Source organism: Burkholderia sp. Bp8963 (assembly GCF_003854275.1).
Lineage (GTDB): Bacteria > Pseudomonadota > Gammaproteobacteria > Burkholderiales > Burkholderiaceae > Burkholderia.
On record NZ_QTQP01000019.1, the window covers coordinates 19,920 to 36,252 of the forward strand.

The 16,333-nt window shown below is 62.2% G+C and carries 17 protein-coding genes; 6 read left to right on the plus strand and 11 right to left on the minus strand.

What is annotated here, in order from left to right; translation table 11 throughout:
* Positions 1–286: 286 nt before the first annotated feature.
* The 10 genes from DID96_RS17665 to DID96_RS17710 form a co-directional block, all read right to left on the minus strand.
* Complete coding sequence (locus DID96_RS17665) at positions 287–535, minus strand: AlpA family transcriptional regulator (protein WP_124600574.1); 249 nt, start codon at positions 533–535, stop codon at positions 287–289.
* Between the two features lie 280 nt (positions 536–815).
* Entirely contained in the window at positions 816–1,169 is a 354-nt protein-coding gene (locus DID96_RS17670) for a hypothetical protein (RefSeq protein WP_409333784.1), read from the minus strand.
* Between the two features lie 397 nt (positions 1,170–1,566).
* On the minus strand, positions 1,567–2,601 hold the full coding sequence (locus DID96_RS17675; RefSeq protein ID WP_124600576.1) for a porin: 1,035 nt from the start codon (positions 2,599–2,601) through the stop codon (positions 1,567–1,569).
* Between the two features lie 49 nt (positions 2,602–2,650).
* Positions 2,651–3,196, minus strand: coding sequence for an amino acid synthesis family protein (locus DID96_RS17680; RefSeq protein ID WP_124600577.1), 546 nt, complete (start codon positions 3,194–3,196; stop codon positions 2,651–2,653).
* Positions 3,193–4,608 (minus strand): amidase family protein, encoded by a 1,416-nt coding sequence (locus tag DID96_RS17685; RefSeq protein ID WP_124600578.1) that lies wholly within the window; start codon positions 4,606–4,608, stop codon positions 3,193–3,195. The genes DID96_RS17680 and DID96_RS17685 overlap by 4 nt, the downstream gene beginning before the upstream one ends.
* A gap of 56 nt (positions 4,609–4,664) precedes the next feature.
* Positions 4,665–5,843: an ABC transporter substrate-binding protein gene (locus DID96_RS17690; RefSeq protein WP_124600666.1), complete on the minus strand. Its 1,179-nt coding sequence runs from the start codon at positions 5,841–5,843 to the stop codon at positions 4,665–4,667.
* Positions 5,844–5,851: 8 nt separating this feature from the next.
* Complete coding sequence (locus DID96_RS17695; RefSeq protein WP_124600579.1) at positions 5,852–6,595, minus strand: ABC transporter ATP-binding protein; 744 nt, start codon at positions 6,593–6,595, stop codon at positions 5,852–5,854.
* Positions 6,582–7,316, minus strand: coding sequence for an ABC transporter ATP-binding protein (locus DID96_RS17700; RefSeq protein ID WP_124600580.1), 735 nt, complete (start codon positions 7,314–7,316; stop codon positions 6,582–6,584). Before DID96_RS17700 ends, DID96_RS17695 begins: the two co-directional genes overlap by 14 nt.
* A complete protein-coding gene (locus tag DID96_RS17705) occupies positions 7,316–8,389 on the minus strand; it encodes a branched-chain amino acid ABC transporter permease (protein ID WP_124600581.1) in 1,074 nt (357 codons plus the stop codon). The genes DID96_RS17700 and DID96_RS17705 overlap by 1 nt, the downstream gene beginning before the upstream one ends.
* 3 nt (positions 8,390–8,392) lie before the next feature.
* Entirely contained in the window at positions 8,393–9,268 is an 876-nt protein-coding gene (locus DID96_RS17710; protein WP_124600582.1) for a branched-chain amino acid ABC transporter permease, read from the minus strand.
* A 265-nt stretch (positions 9,269–9,533) separates the two neighbouring features.
* Between DID96_RS17710 and DID96_RS17715 the strand changes: the two genes are divergently transcribed.
* The gene (locus DID96_RS17715; RefSeq protein WP_124600583.1) at positions 9,534–9,773 is read left to right on the plus strand and encodes a helix-turn-helix domain-containing protein; all 240 of its coding nucleotides are present in this window, start codon (positions 9,534–9,536) and stop codon (positions 9,771–9,773) included.
* A gap of 338 nt (positions 9,774–10,111) precedes the next feature.
* Positions 10,112–11,539: an amidase family protein gene (locus DID96_RS17720; protein ID WP_124600584.1), complete on the plus strand. Its 1,428-nt coding sequence runs from the start codon at positions 10,112–10,114 to the stop codon at positions 11,537–11,539.
* Between the two features lie 183 nt (positions 11,540–11,722).
* Here DID96_RS17720 and DID96_RS17725 read toward each other — a convergent pair whose 3' ends face one another.
* On the minus strand, positions 11,723–12,556 hold the full coding sequence (locus DID96_RS17725) for a FadR/GntR family transcriptional regulator (RefSeq protein ID WP_124600585.1): 834 nt from the start codon (positions 12,554–12,556) through the stop codon (positions 11,723–11,725).
* A gap of 238 nt (positions 12,557–12,794) precedes the next feature.
* Between DID96_RS17725 and DID96_RS17730 the strand changes: the two genes are divergently transcribed.
* From DID96_RS17730 to DID96_RS17745, 4 genes are all read left to right on the plus strand, one after another.
* Positions 12,795–14,063, plus strand: coding sequence for an acyl-CoA dehydrogenase family protein (locus DID96_RS17730; protein ID WP_124600586.1), 1,269 nt, complete (start codon positions 12,795–12,797; stop codon positions 14,061–14,063).
* Between the two features lie 21 nt (positions 14,064–14,084).
* On the plus strand, positions 14,085–14,360 hold the full coding sequence (locus DID96_RS17735; protein WP_124600587.1) for an acyl carrier protein: 276 nt from the start codon (positions 14,085–14,087) through the stop codon (positions 14,358–14,360).
* A 118-nt stretch (positions 14,361–14,478) separates the two neighbouring features.
* The gene (locus tag DID96_RS17740; protein WP_260463927.1) at positions 14,479–15,378 is read left to right on the plus strand and encodes a 3-oxoacyl-[acyl-carrier-protein] synthase III C-terminal domain-containing protein; all 900 of its coding nucleotides are present in this window, start codon (positions 14,479–14,481) and stop codon (positions 15,376–15,378) included.
* Positions 15,375–16,322, plus strand: coding sequence for a 3-oxoacyl-ACP synthase (locus DID96_RS17745; protein WP_124600589.1), 948 nt, complete (start codon positions 15,375–15,377; stop codon positions 16,320–16,322). Before DID96_RS17740 ends, DID96_RS17745 begins: the two co-directional genes overlap by 4 nt.
* The last annotated feature ends 11 nt before the right edge of the window (positions 16,323–16,333 follow it).

Consider the following 16,333-nt stretch of genomic DNA (forward strand, 5'->3'; position numbering starts at 1 on the left):
ACGTCACGGGTGACGCTCATCTTCTGCAAGAGTACGAGCAAGCGCAGAACGTGCCGCATGAAGTTCGAAATCGAAAAGGCGACCGGGATGGCGAGGAATCTTCAGCCGTCGGCACACCACTTCCCTGCCCGCGTGCCACAGGAAAACCATTCGCAAGATTTCCCGCTCCCGTGGCGCAAGCGTTCGCCACGCCCGTGTCACGCACTCGGCATCAACGCGATCGTACGCACCGCGGCTTGACTGCCCCCAATTGCGAAGACGCTCATCGAGCGACCACTGACGCTCATTACGCTTCACCGCCGCCTCCGTGCATTTCCGGCTCGCGCGCCTGGGAAGCGCGATAACGCGCGGGGTTTGCCAAGAACCGTTCGATATCGGCTGCCCGCCACCCGACCATCCGCCCGCCGAGCGGAATCGCGGGCGGAAAGGTTCCGTCCCGCATGCGCTTGTAGATCGTCGAGCGCGATAGGCCCGTGCGCTGCTCGACCTGCCGTCGGCGCAGGATCGTCAACGCTTCGTCACCATTCCATGACATGACTCGCCCTCCATACCCGGCACACACGTAGCCGGAACTCAGAGGCATTCAAGCAGCGAAAAAGATGCGTGGCCAAACCCGTCTTATCGACGGGACATCCCGTCGGGTCAGAGTGAGTTCGCGGCACAACCCGCAGGCAGCAGGGTCGTGGCCCGTCACACCCGGTCAATGGCTCGCCCTCGCGCTGACGCGACCTCGCCTTCGGTGGCCGACGCACGGCTCACCGAAAAGGCGGTGGGCTCATCTCAGGGGATTCTCACAGTCAGGAGGCGGCTTTACGTCACGACGCCGCGTTCAGCGGCGAAATGGGCGACGGGATCTGAGCGGCCATGAATCGCTCCAGGCGTTCCCACGCGGAGCAATACCGGTGCATCGGCACGGCCGCCAACTGTTCGTCGTGTAAGACCAGAATCTGCTCGATCATGGAGCGCTCGTGATCGAGCAACAGCCACGCGGCCCCGTGCTCTGCCCGTGCGATGCACGCTTCCAAGGCGGCCTCGGCCCGCTGGTACAGCGCCAGCGCCTCTCCCAACTCGCTCTCGCCACGCAGGTAAAACGCGAGATAGACCACCCGCAACAGACAACTGATCTGCGCTTCTCCCCCATGACCGGCCCGCACCACTGCCAGTGCCACGTGATTTTCGAGGGGGAGCGCATGGACTTTCTCGGTCGGTAAAGGCAGGAGTTCGACTGTCGTAAGCGGGTTGCGACCGGCGCGTCGGACTTTCGGCAAAACCATGGGCCATGAAGGGGCTGTGATGACGTCCAGACATGATAGCGCGAGCCTCACGTCAAGCCGAACGCATCTTCCCATCTGGAACCGCGCATGTGTCACGCCGTCAGTTCTTCGAAATTCACCCGGATCACCCGTTGTCCACGGCCCGTGACACGCGAATCCGTGGTCGCGTATTGTATCCATGCAGTCCCGCGGAAATGCATCGCTTCGCATCGTACACGGAACAATCACGGCTTACGCGGCCGCGGCCGGATGCCCAACCCGGCCGCTTTCTGCCTGAACGGCGGTTTGCCGCTCAAAACTTCATCCGTATCCCGGCGCCCACGCTGTTGCCTGAGGACACACGGGTAATCGTGTCGTAACGCCAGGCCGCATACACATCGGTCCGCTTCGAAAGCGGGTAGTCATAGCCCAGCGCGGCTGTCGACCAACGGACATGATCTCCTGCCGAGGGGCGTCGCTGCGTTCCGGCCCACGACACCAGTACGCTCCCGAGCCCCATTCGAACACTCATGCCGACCTGCACCGTGTCGTCCGTGACATGATTATTGTTGTCCACGCGTTCGTACTGCGCAAATAGCTTGATCGCGCGGAACCGATACGCACCACCGACCAACCAGGCAGTCTGTGTCGTCGCCCCGTTGAGAAACAAGGACGCCGTATGCAGACTCTGCACGGCGGCCGTCGCCGAAAACGGGCCCGCGAAGTACAGGACATTCGCGCTGTAGTTGGCCTGCCCCACATGACCGGCGACGCCGGCATTGCTGTAGAGCAGGCTTCCCGATAGGCCGCCTACCTCCGGCGTCTGGTACAGCACCGAGTCGTCAATCGCCGTGTCACTCTGTAGCGACGCGGCGCCCATGGCCGAGCCAAGGTAACTGTGCACGACGATCGGCGAGAAAACGAAGGAATTTCCGAACGGATTGAAGAGCAGGGTCGACACGAACAGCGGGGCAGTATTACGTCCGAGCGTCAGCTCGCCAAAATGACCACTCAGACCGACGAAGGCATTGCGCCCGAAAAACGACTCCCCGTTGAAGGAACCGACCTGACCGCCGTTCACGCGAAAGAAACTTTCCAGCGTGAACACGGCCTTCAAACCACCGCCCAGATCCTCGGAGCCGGACATTCCCCAATAGGACGTCGTCATGCCGCCCGACCCGACCTGCCAGGCATTGCCCGCTGCGCCAGCCGGATGCACCTCGCCCACAAAGGCATCGACGAGCCCGTAAAGCGATACCGATGATTGTGCGTGTGCCATCCCGGAGGCAATGCCTATTGCCAATGCCAACGTCAACCTCCATTTAGTATTCCAAAGAATTTTCTGCATTTCGTCTCCTTATCGTGAATATTTTTTTAACAGCGACGCCAGGTACCGCTTAATCCGGCCGCACCCGCGCCAGCGGTCGTCCGTGCTCCGCCAGCGCGATTGCCACGACGATCTCGTCCGGCGCGGGCGAATCCGCGACCGTCAGCGACACCGTGTCGAAGAGATCAAAGTTCCACATGTCCGCAGTCCCATGCAGCGGAATGTCGACGCACGCGCCGGGCGCCGCGCGCTTGGCAACCGACGGCATGATCGACGTCGCGCCGGGCAAGCCCGCACGCACTGCCTTGCCCAGCCGGGGATGCAGCAGCGCCGCGCCACACTCGAGCGGCACGGCCGTGCCCACGATCGCTGCCTTGCCGTAGCCCTGAATCACTGTCGGCATCACGTCCAGCGCCCACCTCGCACGCGCCGTCAATAGCGTTCCGAGCTCCGCACCGATGTCGTAGAGCGGCTCGAGTGCGGCGCCGTCCTGCAGGTCGTGAAGTCTCAGGACAGCCGCCGCGACCACCTGCCGGTGCAAAGGTTTGACTGACACACCGAGTTCCGCATGGCGTTCGACGAGATGAACGATGATCTTTTCAATCTGTGCGCTCATGACTGCGACTCCGCTTCGGCGCTCCGACGCTCCTTTGCTCGCCCCGGCGTCGGAAACGGCCCTCTCGCCGATTCATAGGCGCGCGCTGCGCGCAGCACCAGCGCGTCGGCACCATGTGGTCCAATGATCTGCAGCCCCGTCGGCATTCCGCCCGGTAACCCGCAAGGCACGCTCGCGGCCGGGAAACCGGTCTGATTGCACCAGGACGTCAGCGGTGGCGCGACGCGCAGCTCCTCTGGTAGGCCCGGCACGGGTGGCGGGCCGCAATGAAAGGTGGGGGTCACCAGCAGGTCGTAATGCTCGAAGAATTCGGTCATCGCGACGGTCAATGCGTGGCGCGCCCGCAGCGCATCGACGAAGGTCGATGTCGTCTCCCGTGCACCGCTCTGCGCCAGCGCCAGCACGTCCGGATCGAGTTGCGCTTGTGCGTCTTCGTCGAGTTGTTGGATCCGCTGAGCAAAAAACACCGACCATTGAATCGAATGCATGCGGCTCTTCAGATAGCCGTTAAGCGGCTCTACCTCCGTCTCGTCGACGTGCGCCCCCAGCGTTTCAATCAACCCGACGGCCTGCCTGACGCTGTTGGTAATAGCGGGGTCGACCCGCACGCCGGCCGGCGCCGGGCAGTACGCGACACGAAGCCCGGCAACGCCGTCGCCCAGTCCGACGCGCCAGTCTCGAAGGCAGGACGTGAGGGAGTCTGCCGTGCGCCGCGCTCGCGCGATCACGGTGAGCATCAGCGCCGCATCGCTCACGTTGCGGGCAATCGGTCCCAGTGTCGACAGGGACGGCCAGGTCCCTTCGGCGCCCGACGGCACCAGCCCGAACGACGGCTTGAAGCCCACCACGCCGCTCCAGCAAGCTGGAACACGGATTGAACCTCCACCGTCCGTTGCCAGCGACAGCGGCCCCATGCCGAGCGCGACGGCCACCGCCGAACCACCGCTACTGCCGCCCGATGTGACACGCCTGTCCCACGGATTTCGGGTAATACCCGTGAGCGGGCTGTCCGTCACGATCTTGTTGCCGAATTCCGACGTCGTGGTCTTGCCGAACAGGAGGGCACCGGCGCGCCGCAACCGCCCGACCGCGGGTGCATCGTCCTGCTCCAGACCAACCAAAGACGCCAGCGAGCCGTGCCGCGTCGGCAATCCCTGAACGGCCACCAGATCCTTGATCGAGACCGGTACACCGTCCAGCAACCCGCATGGCTCGTTTCGCCTCCAGCGCTGTTCCGACTTACGTGCGGCCGCCAGTGCGCCCTCTTCGTCGACGCAGCACAGACAGTTGAACTGTCGATTGAACTGCGTCACCTGATCCAGCACGGCAGCCATGACTTCGACCGGCGACAGCGCGCGACGCTGGAATGCCATAGTCAACTGACTGGCACTCGTCCATATTGCATCATCCATACGCATTCCTAATTAAATTGATAAAATTTCAACTCTCTCAGATTCCCCTCGTACCTCTATCCCTGACAAATCGGCTTGATGGGTCCCACCGAGTCTAGAAGAGCAAAGCTGTCGTCCGCTGATGCCCGGCCGATGCGCGTCAAACACTGCACGTGGCCGCCGTCCTGGCCCACGCCGGTTTTCCCGCGCGGCAAGGCAAGCGAAACGCCAGGCAGCGCCGCCTTGACCCGGTCGGCATCGACACTGCCCGCGATCCGGACCGCCTGCGCAAACAGGCGAATGCCCGAATAGGTGTTCTCGCCGTGCGGCATCACCACGGCATACGGCCCCAGCCGTGGATCGTGTGCATCCGCGTGACGTGCGGTATAACGGGCGAGAAAATCCCGGTTTTCGGGGCTGTCGATGCTCATGAAATACGAGGACACGCCGATGACGCCGGTCGAAGCCCCCGTGGTTGCAATCGACAGCGACTCGTGTGCAATATCGGTCACGAGTTGCGGCTTCATCGCGAACGACCGGTACTGCTTGACGAACGTCACGGGATCGTCGCCAATGCTGTGCCAGACAACCTGAGGCGACTGACCGGCGACCTGCTGAAGAACCGCCCCGTAGTCACGCGTCCCGAAAGGCAGCCAGTACACGCCGAGGAATCGCCCGCCGTGGCGCGTCACGGCTGCTTGCAGTTCGGGCACCAGCACCTTCCGGTTGCTGCCGATATCCGATACCACCGCGCAGACGTTGCGCCCGCCCTCGCGCATTAGCCACGCGACCAACGCATCCACCCGCTGGTTGGTGGCCAGACCGGTGGTGAAAAGCTGGGGATGGCAACGTCCCTCATCGAAATTTGGATAGACGATGAGCCGGCCCGCGACTCTCGCGGCCTGCAGCGCCGCTTCTCGCTCCGACGGCAACACCATGCCGGTGATCATCGCCACCTCGTCGCGCATGAAGAGCTGCTGCGCCTTCTGCAGTGTCACGGCCGTCGACATCTGCGTATCTTCGACGTGCAGTTCCAGTGGCCGGCCCAACAGTCCGCCCGCTGCGTTGATTTCGTCGACGGCCAGCGCCGCGCAGTTGCGGTTGGTTTCACCCACCCGCGTGAGCGGGCCGCTCAGCGGCGCGAGCAGTCCAATTTTGAGTGGCGTCGCAGCACGCACGAGCGACGGAGTGACAGACGCAGCCAGCGCGCTGGCCGCGCCCCAGAACATGGTTCGAGAAAAGTTGCGGCGAGTCAGGGTGGTTTTCATCGGAGTTCGTCCAGGTGGAAATTCGGTGCAGTGTCGCCGGCCGGCGACAGGTATTGGGCGAGCGGGTGTGTACCCATCTCGCCGCGTCGCGGCTCGACGGCCCCTGCGTGAACGAGTCGCCCATTCTTGAGTACGATGCACCGCTGTGCACTCTGCAGCACGAGATTGAGGTTCTGCTCGACCAGCAGCACGGCCAGTTGCGATCGGCGGCACAATGTAGGAATGACCTCGCCGATCAGTTCGACAAGATTCGGCTGCACGCCATCGGAGGGCTCGTCCAACAGCAGCAGCTTCGGTCGCCCGCACAAGGCACGCGCAATTGCCAGCACCTGCTGTTCGCCGCCCGAGAGCGTGCCGCCCTGCTGGGCAAGACGGGACTTCAGCACGGGAAAGTACTCGAACACTTCCTCCAGGATTGCTCCGCCGCCAGCAGCCTGCGTGCCCATCATGAGATTCTCACGCACGGTCAGTTTCGGGAAAATCCAGCGTCCCTGGGGAACCAGTCCGATGCCGCTGCGCGCGATCTGATGGGTGCGCAAGCCCGTGACGGGCTGCTCGAGAAAGCGTATTTGTCCATTTACGCGTGGCAGCAAGCCCATGATGGCCTTGACCAACGTCGTTTTGCCCGCGCCGTTGCATCCCAGCACCGCCACGACCTCGTTGGGCAGCACGTCGAGTTCGATCTGGTGAAGCACATCCACATCGCCATAGCCGCCGGATAATTGCTCAATTTGCAGCATGCGTCGCCCCCTGCCCCAGATAGATCCGCCGGATTTCCTCGTCCCGCGCGATATCGTCGTAAGCCCCCTGCCGCACGATCTGCCCGCGATGCATGACCCAGGTCTCGCATTGAAGCGCCTGCACAAAGCTCAGGTCGTGCTCGATGGCAAGCACCGCGCAGCGCTCACGCAGCCGGTGAATGAGACGCACCAGGCGCTGGGTGTCGTTAGCCGACAGTCCTGCGGCCGGCTCGTCCAGCAGCAGCAACGCGGGCTGGCACATCATCGCCATGCCGATTTCGAGCCACTGCCGTTCGCCGTGCGGCAAATTCATGGCTCTCAAATCCGCTTGGGACGACAGCCCGATTTCTTCGAGGACCGCATCAGGATCTGGCATCGGTGACGCCCGGTAAGACGCCACCCCCAGTCCCGCCACGACAAGGTTGTCCCGCACGCTCATCGCGAGGAAGGTGTTGGTCCCCTGAAATTTGCGCAACACGCCGCGCCGGCAAAACTGGTGCATCGGCCGGCCAGTTATCCGCTCGCCGGACAAATACAATTCCCCTGCCCCCGGCCGGATTGCGCCCGACAGCAAGCCAACCAATGTGCTCTTGCCAGCACCGTTCGGCCCGATCACACAGAGCAGGTCACGCGGCCCGATCGTCACGTCGACATCGTCGACCGCATGAATACCTCCAAATGCGCGTCGTAGCCGAATACCCTTCATGAGCGGCTCGTTCATCATCGCCCTCCTTCTGCATGGCGCGCGCGGTGCAAGGTCACCCGTGCCGTGCACATGCGAGCGAACCGGTGAACGTGTGCCGCCATACCGCGAATGCGCACACCGTTCGGCAGGAACAGGACGCAACCGAGGAATAGCGTTGCGAGTATCAGGGGCCACCACTCGGTACTGAAACTAGACACGGACTGTTTCAACAGCGTCAACGCAATGGCCACGAGCACGGGGCCGCCAAGCGTGCTCCTGCCACCTACGGCGACCCAGAGAATGACCTCGGTGGCCAGCACAGGCGAGAACACGTCTGGCGCCACGACACCCGAGCAGGCAGCCATCAGCGCTCCCGCGATGGCGGCGATCCCCGCCGATGCTACGAACACGCGCAACAAGTGCCACGATGTGTAGTACCCGCAGGCCTGCGCACGCCACTCGTTGGTCGCGATCGCGGAGAGGATCTTGCCGTATCGGCTGCGGCAGGTGAGCCACGTGATGAACAGGATCAGCAGGAGAACCGTCGTCACGGCGTACCAGGATTCCCTTGCACCGCTCAGGTCGAGCGTGTAGCCGGCAAGACGGAACGACAAACCCGGAATACCCAACATGCCGGTGTCGCCCCCGGTCACCGACTGCCAGCTAGTCGCCAGTTGCTGCGCAATGATCAGGATCGCCATGCTGATAATCGCGAAGAAGTGCAGCCTGACGCCCGCAAATAGCAGGAAGTACCCTAACACCGCCGCGACCGACGCCGCACATATCAGTCCGACAACCAGTCCGATGGCTGGCGTCTGCCCGAATTGCGTCGTAGCAACCGCGAAACCGTACGCACCCAGGCCAAAGAACGTGGTGTGTCCCAGCGTGAGGACACCGGCTCTGCCCCACAGCAAGTCGTAGCTGAGCCCGAGCAGCCCCATGATCAGCGCATCGCGCACTGTCGAGAGCGGATACGCTCCCAAGCAAAGCGGAAGGATCAATGCCGCCACTGCAATCGCGACCCACGTTGAGATCGGCGAAAAATCGTCGTGGCTGAGCGCGGGCTGGGATAGCATGAGGCGCATTTGAGCGAGATAGTGTCTGACCATGACTTAGCCTTTACCAAGAAGTTGATGGGCGGCGCTGAATCCGGGAACAAGACCTTGCGGCCTGAAACGGATCAGAACGATGGACAGGATCAACACCATGGCCGAGGCGAGCGAAGGATCGACACGGTAGCTGAGCAGCGTTTCCGCCGTGCCGACGAACGCACTACCGAGCAGGCTGCCGACGATCGAGCCGATGCCTCCCAGGACGATTACGAAAAATGCCTTGGCTAGATAGGCAACGCCGAGATGAGATTCCACGGAGACCATCGGGGCAACTAGCACGCCTGCCAGCGAGGCAAGCGCTGCGCCGCCACAAAAGGCCATTCGGTTCAGGCGCCGTGTATCGATGCCGACTGCCTCAGCCATCGCGGGGTGTTGAATGACTGCGCGCAGTTGCGTGCCAAAGCGCGTACGGGCGAAAATCAGCCAGCATCCCGCGGTCACGGTGAACGCCACGCCAATCACGAACAGTCGATACATCGGATAGCTGCCGCCGGGTACGGCAAGCGCTCCGTTGATTGGTGCATACACCAGCATCGGCTGCGTACCGAACACAAGCTCCAAAGCCTTTTGGACGATCAGGCTGACCGCGTAGGTCGCAAGCAACGTATCGAGGGGTCTTTCATAGAGCAGCCGGATGACAAGACGTTCCAGGCACCATCCGAGTATCGCGCCGACCACAGGCGCGACGAACAACGCGAACCAGAACGCCTGCGGTCCGCCTACCGACTGCGCAATCGCTAACGTATAGGCGCCGATCGTGACCCATTCGGCATGCGCGAGATTCACGATGTCCATCATGCCGAAAACAATGGCGAGCCCCAAAGCGATCAGCATTAAGAGGCAGACGTAACTCAATATATTTAGGATAACTACCATATAACCCTCACTAGCACACAGGAACCAAAGGGGCACGCCCCCCTCTCAACGTGGTACTGCAAACCCGCTCTCCGCAGCATCGACGTTCCGACTACCAGTGCAACGACCGATAGCCTCCGCCGACTCGACTCCCAGCATGGTTCGCACCTCAAAACTCACAACATATTGTTAATCATAGGACGAAATTTGTAGAATTCACAATTTATTGTGAATTTTAAGGCGAACGGTCCCCGATACTCGATTTGCCCAATCAAATCGAGTCTGCATGACCACGGAATCTTTTATCAAAGCACTCGGCAACGAGATCCGAACACGTCGCAAAAGAAAAAAGCTGACTCAGGTCGGTCTCGCTCTTCGTGCAAAGGTCCATCCCAATACTGTCTCGCTCATCGAGCGCGCCGAAACTGTTGCGGGACTCGATGCCTTGCTCGTTCTGGCAAACGCACTCGATACACCGCTGTCGCAAATAATCAAAGGCGCCGAAGATCGCATCAGCCTTCGCTGAGCCACTTTATTCCGGCGCTGCGCTTCCACGGAGCACTTGCGCTCTTGTAATGCTCCCCCGCAGCACAGCCTCAATTGCTGCGCCTGATGCACGTCCATAACATCCTCATCGGACTCCCTCAATTGAGCAGAAGCCAGCGGCCAAAGGCAGTTGGCCTCCACCGTCGCCTTCCATGGCGATAATTTATTATCATCAATCTACGAGCACATAGATCGCCTGTCAATGCGGGACGACACCGCGTTTACCCGGAATTCTGATGATCGTGGCAAGCAACCTCTCGCTTGACATGACCTACAATCACGCCTACCTTCTATTTATTATAATTAACTGGAGGCGACATGATCGACAATTTCTGCGAGCTGACGGCACGCGAACTCAGCACACTCTACGAAGCCGGCAGCGCGTCGCCGGTCGACGTCATGCACGGCGTACTCGAGCGCATCCAGTTGTTCGATCCCGCAGTCAACGCGTTCTGCCAGATTGCTGACACGGCACTTGATATGGCACGCGCATCGGAAGCCCGATGGCAGCGTGGTCTGCCGCTCAGCCCGCTCGACGGCGTCCCGATCAGCATCAAGGACAATGTTTCCATCGCCGGGGTGCCAACACGGCACGGCTCTCGCGCCACGACGCACGAAGCGGCCCAGCGAGACAGTCCTTGCGTTGCCAGATTGCGTGAAGCAGGCGCAATCTGCTTTGCCAAGACCACTCTGCCGGACTTCGCGCACAAAATCGTCACCGACAGTCCGCTCACCGGCACCACGCGAAATCCGTGGGATCTCACGCGGACACCCGGTGGGAGCAGCGGTGGCGCAGCGTCTGCAGTGGCGCTCGGGATGGGCCCCGCGGCCATCGGCACCGACGGCGGTGGATCCATTCGTATCCCCGCCGCATTCACGGGAATCTTCGGATTCAAACCCAGCTTCGGGCGCGTCCCGCATGCCCCACGCGGCCCATTCGGGTTGCTCAGTCATGCCGGGCCGATGACACGCTGTGTCGACGATGCAGCCCGTATCCTCACGATCATCAGCCGCCCGGACAGCCGTGATTGGTACGCCCTGCCGTTCGACGGCGGCGACTATGCACGCGGATTGCAATGCCAACCAGTCCCCGACGGCATCCGCATTGCCTGCAGCCCGACGCTCGGACTGCAGGTCCCCGTCGAATCGGAAATTCACGACGCTGTGATACGCGCCGCTGCGACCTTCCGCGAACTGGGCGCCCGGGTTGACGTTGCCGACCCGCCTGATATCGCCCGATGCAATGCCGTCCACACCACCCTCTGGCGCGCATTTTGCCGGCAGCTCGCGTCGGGCTTACCAAGCGGATTGGACGAGCTCGACCCATCGCTGCAGGCGTACGCTCAGGCAGGAGACGACGTATCGCGTGAGGCCTTGCTGGGCGCACTGATCGAACGAGGTGACCTGGGGGCCGCCGTCAATGCCTTTTTTGAGCAACATGACATCCTCATCTGCCCCGTGTATCCGCGCGTCGCCATGTCGCTCGGCGAACTAACGTCGAGCAACGAGCTGTTTCCTCATTTCACGGCATGGTGCAATCAGCTCGGGCTACCCGCCGCCAGTCTCTATGCCGGCATGACTGCGGCGCGCCTGCCCATCGGCATCCAGATTGTCGGCGGTCGCCACGCTGATGCATTGGTCTTGTGGACCAGTCATGTGCTCGAGCTCGCGTTCGGACGAGCGCCGTTTGCGGAAATGGTGCGCGCCCTATCCGCTTCCGTTGCCGGCGCAACACTCACCCGATAATGAGTCGGTCCAAGCGAGCCACGCCCGCTCGCTGCGACCGCGTGCCCAAGCCCCGGTTGCAGGATAGTCGCCAGCGGATTGAACAGCGATAGCGGGGCACTCGCGAGCCGACTGGACCCAAAATGCCGATAGATGTCCTGCGCTTGTGCGTCCTTCACATCGATCGCCAGACTCCTTCGGCATTCACGACGCGCCGCGGCCCGTGTTCAGATCCAGTTCGGAATCCAGTACCAGCTTCTGTTGCAATGCGGCGTGAACCTTGCGCAATTGCGCCTCAGCTTCCTCCATATGCGTCCCCATGAGTTGCTGGACCGCTTCGGCATCCCGGCGCCGCGCCGCCTCCAGAATCGCACGGTGCGCAGTGACGGTTCGCCGGCCAAACGCCTGGTAATCGGCTTGTGTCACGTTCCCGGCGACGATCACCAGTGAGTGAAGCATCTGATTGATGATCTGGCACAGGCAACGCAGAAACGCATTGGGATGCGCAGCCGCCAGCACGTCGTGGAAATGAATGTCCTCATGGCGCTGATCGAGCGCTTCCTCATGGTGCGCCACAAACGGCTCGCACACTGAAACGCTGCGTTCAAGTGCTGCAAAATCCGTATCGGTCAGATGGGCAACGGCACCTGCGGCCACCAGCGGTTCGAGTACGCGACGCACCGCGTAAATGTCCTCAAGCGACATGTTCTCGAAAAATAGATAGTTCTGAAGCGACTGGAATGCTCGGGCGATGGGCACGCGGGTAATCGTCGCCCCACCCTCGGGTCCCGTGCTCAGACTCACCAGCCCCTGCACCTCGAGTGCCTTGAGCGCATCGCGCATCGAGCCACGGCTGACGTTGAACATCTGCTGTAGCTCCGCCTCCTTGTTCAGGCGCTTCCCCGGTCGCAACTGCCCGTCGTTAATCCACCGCTTGATCTGCTCGGCGACCTGATCGCCGCGCTTGACCGCGCGGGACCCACGTTTGTCCGGCTGCACCTGCGGCATCTTTTCAGTTGTCTTCTTTCGCCCTGCCATATCCGTTACGTCCGTCGTTGGCCATTCATCGTTTCATCCCGGCGCCATTATCGGGCATCCACATCACACGCGGCCAGCAAACTGGCCCGTGCTGGCTACACCCTCCCCAGGTTCGGAGGTAGCAATGCCGACGGCGACACCCTACGCTCCAGTTCAAACGGCGCGTGCACGGCGTATCCAACGTTTCCGTGCAAGTCGATCATCCGGCGCAGGTGCGCGATGTTAGGGGAAATCCGTCATGTCCCAGTATGTGCAACCGTTGCGACAGCATCCGCGGCTCGCGTCCATCACCGCGCAGCTCGCCACCCACGGCCTACACCTCGATCGGCTCGCGGCTCGCATGCGCGCGCATGGCCCGAAAGCCGATCAGACCGGACATATCCCCGACGCAATCTGGGAACCGGATGACATCCGCGCACTAAACCTGAACCTCGTTCCTGCCACATATGGTGGCTGCCCCGATACTCAGTCGCTCGCGTCGCGCGTCGTGCTGATGGAGTACCTTGGTTACGCGGATGCTGGTCTTGCCCTGGCACTCCCGGGACCGGGTCTCGCGATGCCGCCGGTCCTTGCCCTCGCCAACAAGCAGCAACAGGCCCGTTTCTTCGAGCGATTTCACAGTCCAACGCCACGCTGGGGGGCATTTGCCATTACCGAACCCGACTGTGGATCCGATGCGACAGCCATGCGGACCACGGCACGCAAGACGGCGCACGGCTGGGTGCTGAACGGCACCAAGTGCTTCATTACGAACGGTGCCCGCGCCGACTGCGTAATCACGTTCGCCACGATCAGCCGACCCTCGGGCCGTTTCGGTATCCGTGCATTTCTCGTCGAGAGCAATACCCCTGGCTTCTCGGTCACCCGTATCGAACGTATGGCGGGCCTGCGGGTCAGCCAGCTTGCCGTGCTGGCCTACACCGACTGCGAGGTCCCGGACAGTGCGCTTCTGAGTCGCGGCGACGAAAGACCCCTCGACGACGCGTTCTCAGGCGCCCAGCAAGCGTGGGACTATTTCCGGCCACTGCTCTCCTCGATCATGATCGGCACATGTCGACGGGTACGCGACGACCTGGCCGCCTATTTCGACGCAGGCGGGCGACCCACCGACAGGCGTCAACGCACTGCCGATGTAGAGAAACGCCTTCTCGACATCGACCGGCAGATCACCGCTGCGCACCTGTTGTGCGACTACGCGGCCTGGAAAATCGATTGCGGCATCGCAACCTCCATGGACGCATCGATCACCAAGGCCTATGCCTCGCGCATCGCCGCTCGTGTCACCCACACGGCCCTTGAGCTTGTCGGCCTCGACGGTATCGCGACCTATCCCTCTCTCGAGCAGAGTTATCGCGACGCCAAGGCGTTCGACATCATGGAAGGCACCGGAGACCTGCAGCGGCTCATGATCGCCCGCGCCTTGCAGCGAGCGCGGTCTCTGCCATGGGAAATTCCTTCCGCTGAATCACTGCATCCCACGCCACCCCTCACATCCCGAGTCCTTTGATGTTCATACTGGAGATCGCTCATGGCCCCCAATCCCGCCCCGCAGCGCCCCGACGTTCCCGCCACCGTGAAGGCCTGCCTCCTATCTGTGCTCGGCAGCAACCTGAGCGCCGAGCTCGTCGTCGACGACACGAATCTGTTCGACGTCGGCGTTGATTCGATGAACATGACGGAGCTGCTGCTGCAGCTCGAGCAACGTTTCGGTTTCACGCTGGCTCCGGAGGAACTGTCGGCCGACCTCTTTCTTCGTTTCAGCAATCTGGTCGCGTTCGTCGAATCTCATGTCGCGTCCAACTGACCTCACGGGTATCGAGCCGCGCATCGTCGCGACAGCGCGCTACATCCCGTCCGCGCGCACCTCGCCAGACACATGTGTCGAACCGCACTCAGCCGTCCGGTGCGTGCGCGAAACTGTCATGCAGGCCGTCTATGCCGATACCCTCCGGTGGCGCGACAGTATCGCGCCACTCAGTGGCAACAGCCGCTTACTGTCCCAAGCCGGCTTCGCAACCACTGATCTCGTCGCCACCGAGTCCAGCCTGACGCTGTCGGACATGGCGCTCACCGCCGCCAGAACACTCATCGCAGCCTCGCCTCACGCAGAAGACGCTGTGGTGGATCAAATCATCGTGTGCGCCACCAGTTTCGAACACGACCTGGCGCTGTCCTGTGCTTGTCGTCTGCACAACGCCCTTGGATCGAATCGGCCTCCCTTCGCGATCGGGCAGCTTCATGGTGTATCGCTCGTGATGGCGTTGGAGACTGCCATGGCCATGATGGCCGCCGACACCCAATTGAGCACGATCCTGATCGCCGCGGCAGAGCGCTGGCGCGCGCCGTTTTCGCGCCGCGTCGGCGTGCTCACCGCGATGGGTGACGGAGCCGCTGCTTTGTTGATTGCACGGCGCCCCCGTCCAGGATGGCGCGTGCGCCATCTCACGATACGCACGCCATGCCCCCTTTTCTCGACTGCGATAGGAACCGAATACATCGACACAGCGACGCTCGCGAATGTCATTCACGAGACGTGCACGCGTGCTGAATTGCGACCCGCGGAAATCGACTGGATTGTGCCCGCTGCGATCAACGCAGCGCTGTCACACGAGGTCAACGCACGTTGCGGACTGCCGGCCGAACACGTCTGGAACGACGAAGACGCGCCCGGCTATCTCGGCGCCGCGGACATTCCCGCGCGTCTTGACGGCCTGCTTCGGTCGATCTCCCCCGCCAACAGACAGCGCGTGCTCGCCTGGTCGGCCGGCCTCCAAGGGCAGGCCGGCTGCGCCATCCTCGAATACTGCGGAGATGCGCCATGACTGCGTTGGTACAAGTGCCTTTGTTCTCGCTGTCCGACATCGAGTTCAGCCTGCCCGAGAGGACAGTCGATGTGCGTCGCTGGGCAGCGCGTTGCGACCTGCCGGATGCGCGCGCCCGTGCGCTGCTCGACAACGGCGTCGCGCAGTTCCACGACGCATGCGGTGAATCGCCGGTCGCGCTCGCCATTCGCGCCGTTTCCGCACTGCTGCGTCAAACCGGCACGACGCCCACGACGATCGACGCACTCGTATATACCCACACGATCCAGACCAGTGTGATCGCGCCGCCCGCCAGTACAGTCCAACAGATACAGTCCCACACGGGCCTGCATCGGGCATTGGCATTCTCGATTGCACAACAGCACTGTGTCTCGCCGATGGCGGCCATCCGCGTCTTGCTTGCACTCGCCACCCGGCACCCGCCCATCGAGCGAGCAATCATAGTCTGCTCCGATGTGATCGGCTCCGAATGCGATCGATTGCGTGCAATCCAGGACCTCGCCCTGCACAGCGACGGCGCCTGCGCAATGCTGCTCGAGCGGGACGGCCCTCGCAATGTCATTGCCGGTCTGCACCTGTACACAGATGGCCGCTTCTTCCGTGGCACCGACGACGACCTGCAGCCCGTGCCCGACGATCGCTACTACTGGTCCGCATTTTCCACTATGCGCACCGCCATTCGACAGGCCCGTATCACGGCCCGCGACGTCACTTCCGTGCTACCCCATCACGTCAATCTGCCCGGCTGGGCAAGACTGATGACGATGCTCGATGTCCCTCAGGAACGGCTTTTCACCGCGAATTTCGGACCCATCGGTCACGTCTTTGGCGCCGACCCGTTCATCAATTTCCACACCTGCCCCGATCGGGACGCCGGCGGTTGGTCCCTATTGTTCTCGTGTGGCCTGTCCGGCTGCTTCGGTGCCATGGTGATACGGCACTGACTGTCCGGCCG

What these genes read in the sequence shown, in the direction of transcription:
- DID96_RS17680 (WP_124600577.1), bottom strand. Translation starts at nt 3,196, where the DNA reads ATGAGCGCACAGATTGAAAAGATCATCGTTCATCTCGTCGAACGCCAT.
- DID96_RS17740 (WP_260463927.1), top strand. Translation starts at nt 14,479, where the DNA reads ATGCAGGCCGTCTATGCCGATACCCTCCGGTGGCGCGACAGTATCGCG.
- DID96_RS17685 (WP_124600578.1), bottom strand. Translation starts at nt 4,608, where the DNA reads ATGGATGATGCAATATGGACGAGTGCCAGTCAGTTGACTATGGCATTC.
- DID96_RS17665 (WP_124600574.1), bottom strand. Translation starts at nt 535, where the DNA reads ATGTCATGGAATGGTGACGAAGCGTTGACGATCCTGCGCCGACGGCAG.
- DID96_RS17710 (WP_124600582.1), bottom strand. Translation starts at nt 9,268, where the DNA reads ATGGTAGTTATCCTAAATATATTGAGTTACGTCTGCCTCTTAATGCTG.
- DID96_RS17695 (WP_124600579.1), bottom strand. Translation starts at nt 6,595, where the DNA reads ATGCTGCAAATTGAGCAATTATCCGGCGGCTATGGCGATGTGGATGTG.
- DID96_RS17725 (WP_124600585.1), bottom strand. Translation starts at nt 12,556, where the DNA reads ATGGCAGGGCGAAAGAAGACAACTGAAAAGATGCCGCAGGTGCAGCCG.
- DID96_RS17700 (WP_124600580.1), bottom strand. Translation starts at nt 7,316, where the DNA reads ATGAACGAGCCGCTCATGAAGGGTATTCGGCTACGACGCGCATTTGGA.
- DID96_RS17675 (WP_124600576.1), bottom strand. Translation starts at nt 2,601, where the DNA reads ATGCAGAAAATTCTTTGGAATACTAAATGGAGGTTGACGTTGGCATTG.
- DID96_RS17730 (WP_124600586.1), top strand. Translation starts at nt 12,795, where the DNA reads ATGTCCCAGTATGTGCAACCGTTGCGACAGCATCCGCGGCTCGCGTCC.
- DID96_RS17720 (WP_124600584.1), top strand. Translation starts at nt 10,112, where the DNA reads ATGATCGACAATTTCTGCGAGCTGACGGCACGCGAACTCAGCACACTC.
- DID96_RS17705 (WP_124600581.1), bottom strand. Translation starts at nt 8,389, where the DNA reads ATGGTCAGACACTATCTCGCTCAAATGCGCCTCATGCTATCCCAGCCC.
- DID96_RS17735 (WP_124600587.1), top strand. Translation starts at nt 14,085, where the DNA reads ATGGCCCCCAATCCCGCCCCGCAGCGCCCCGACGTTCCCGCCACCGTG.
- DID96_RS17745 (WP_124600589.1), top strand. Translation starts at nt 15,375, where the DNA reads ATGACTGCGTTGGTACAAGTGCCTTTGTTCTCGCTGTCCGACATCGAG.
- DID96_RS17715 (WP_124600583.1), top strand. Translation starts at nt 9,534, where the DNA reads ATGACCACGGAATCTTTTATCAAAGCACTCGGCAACGAGATCCGAACA.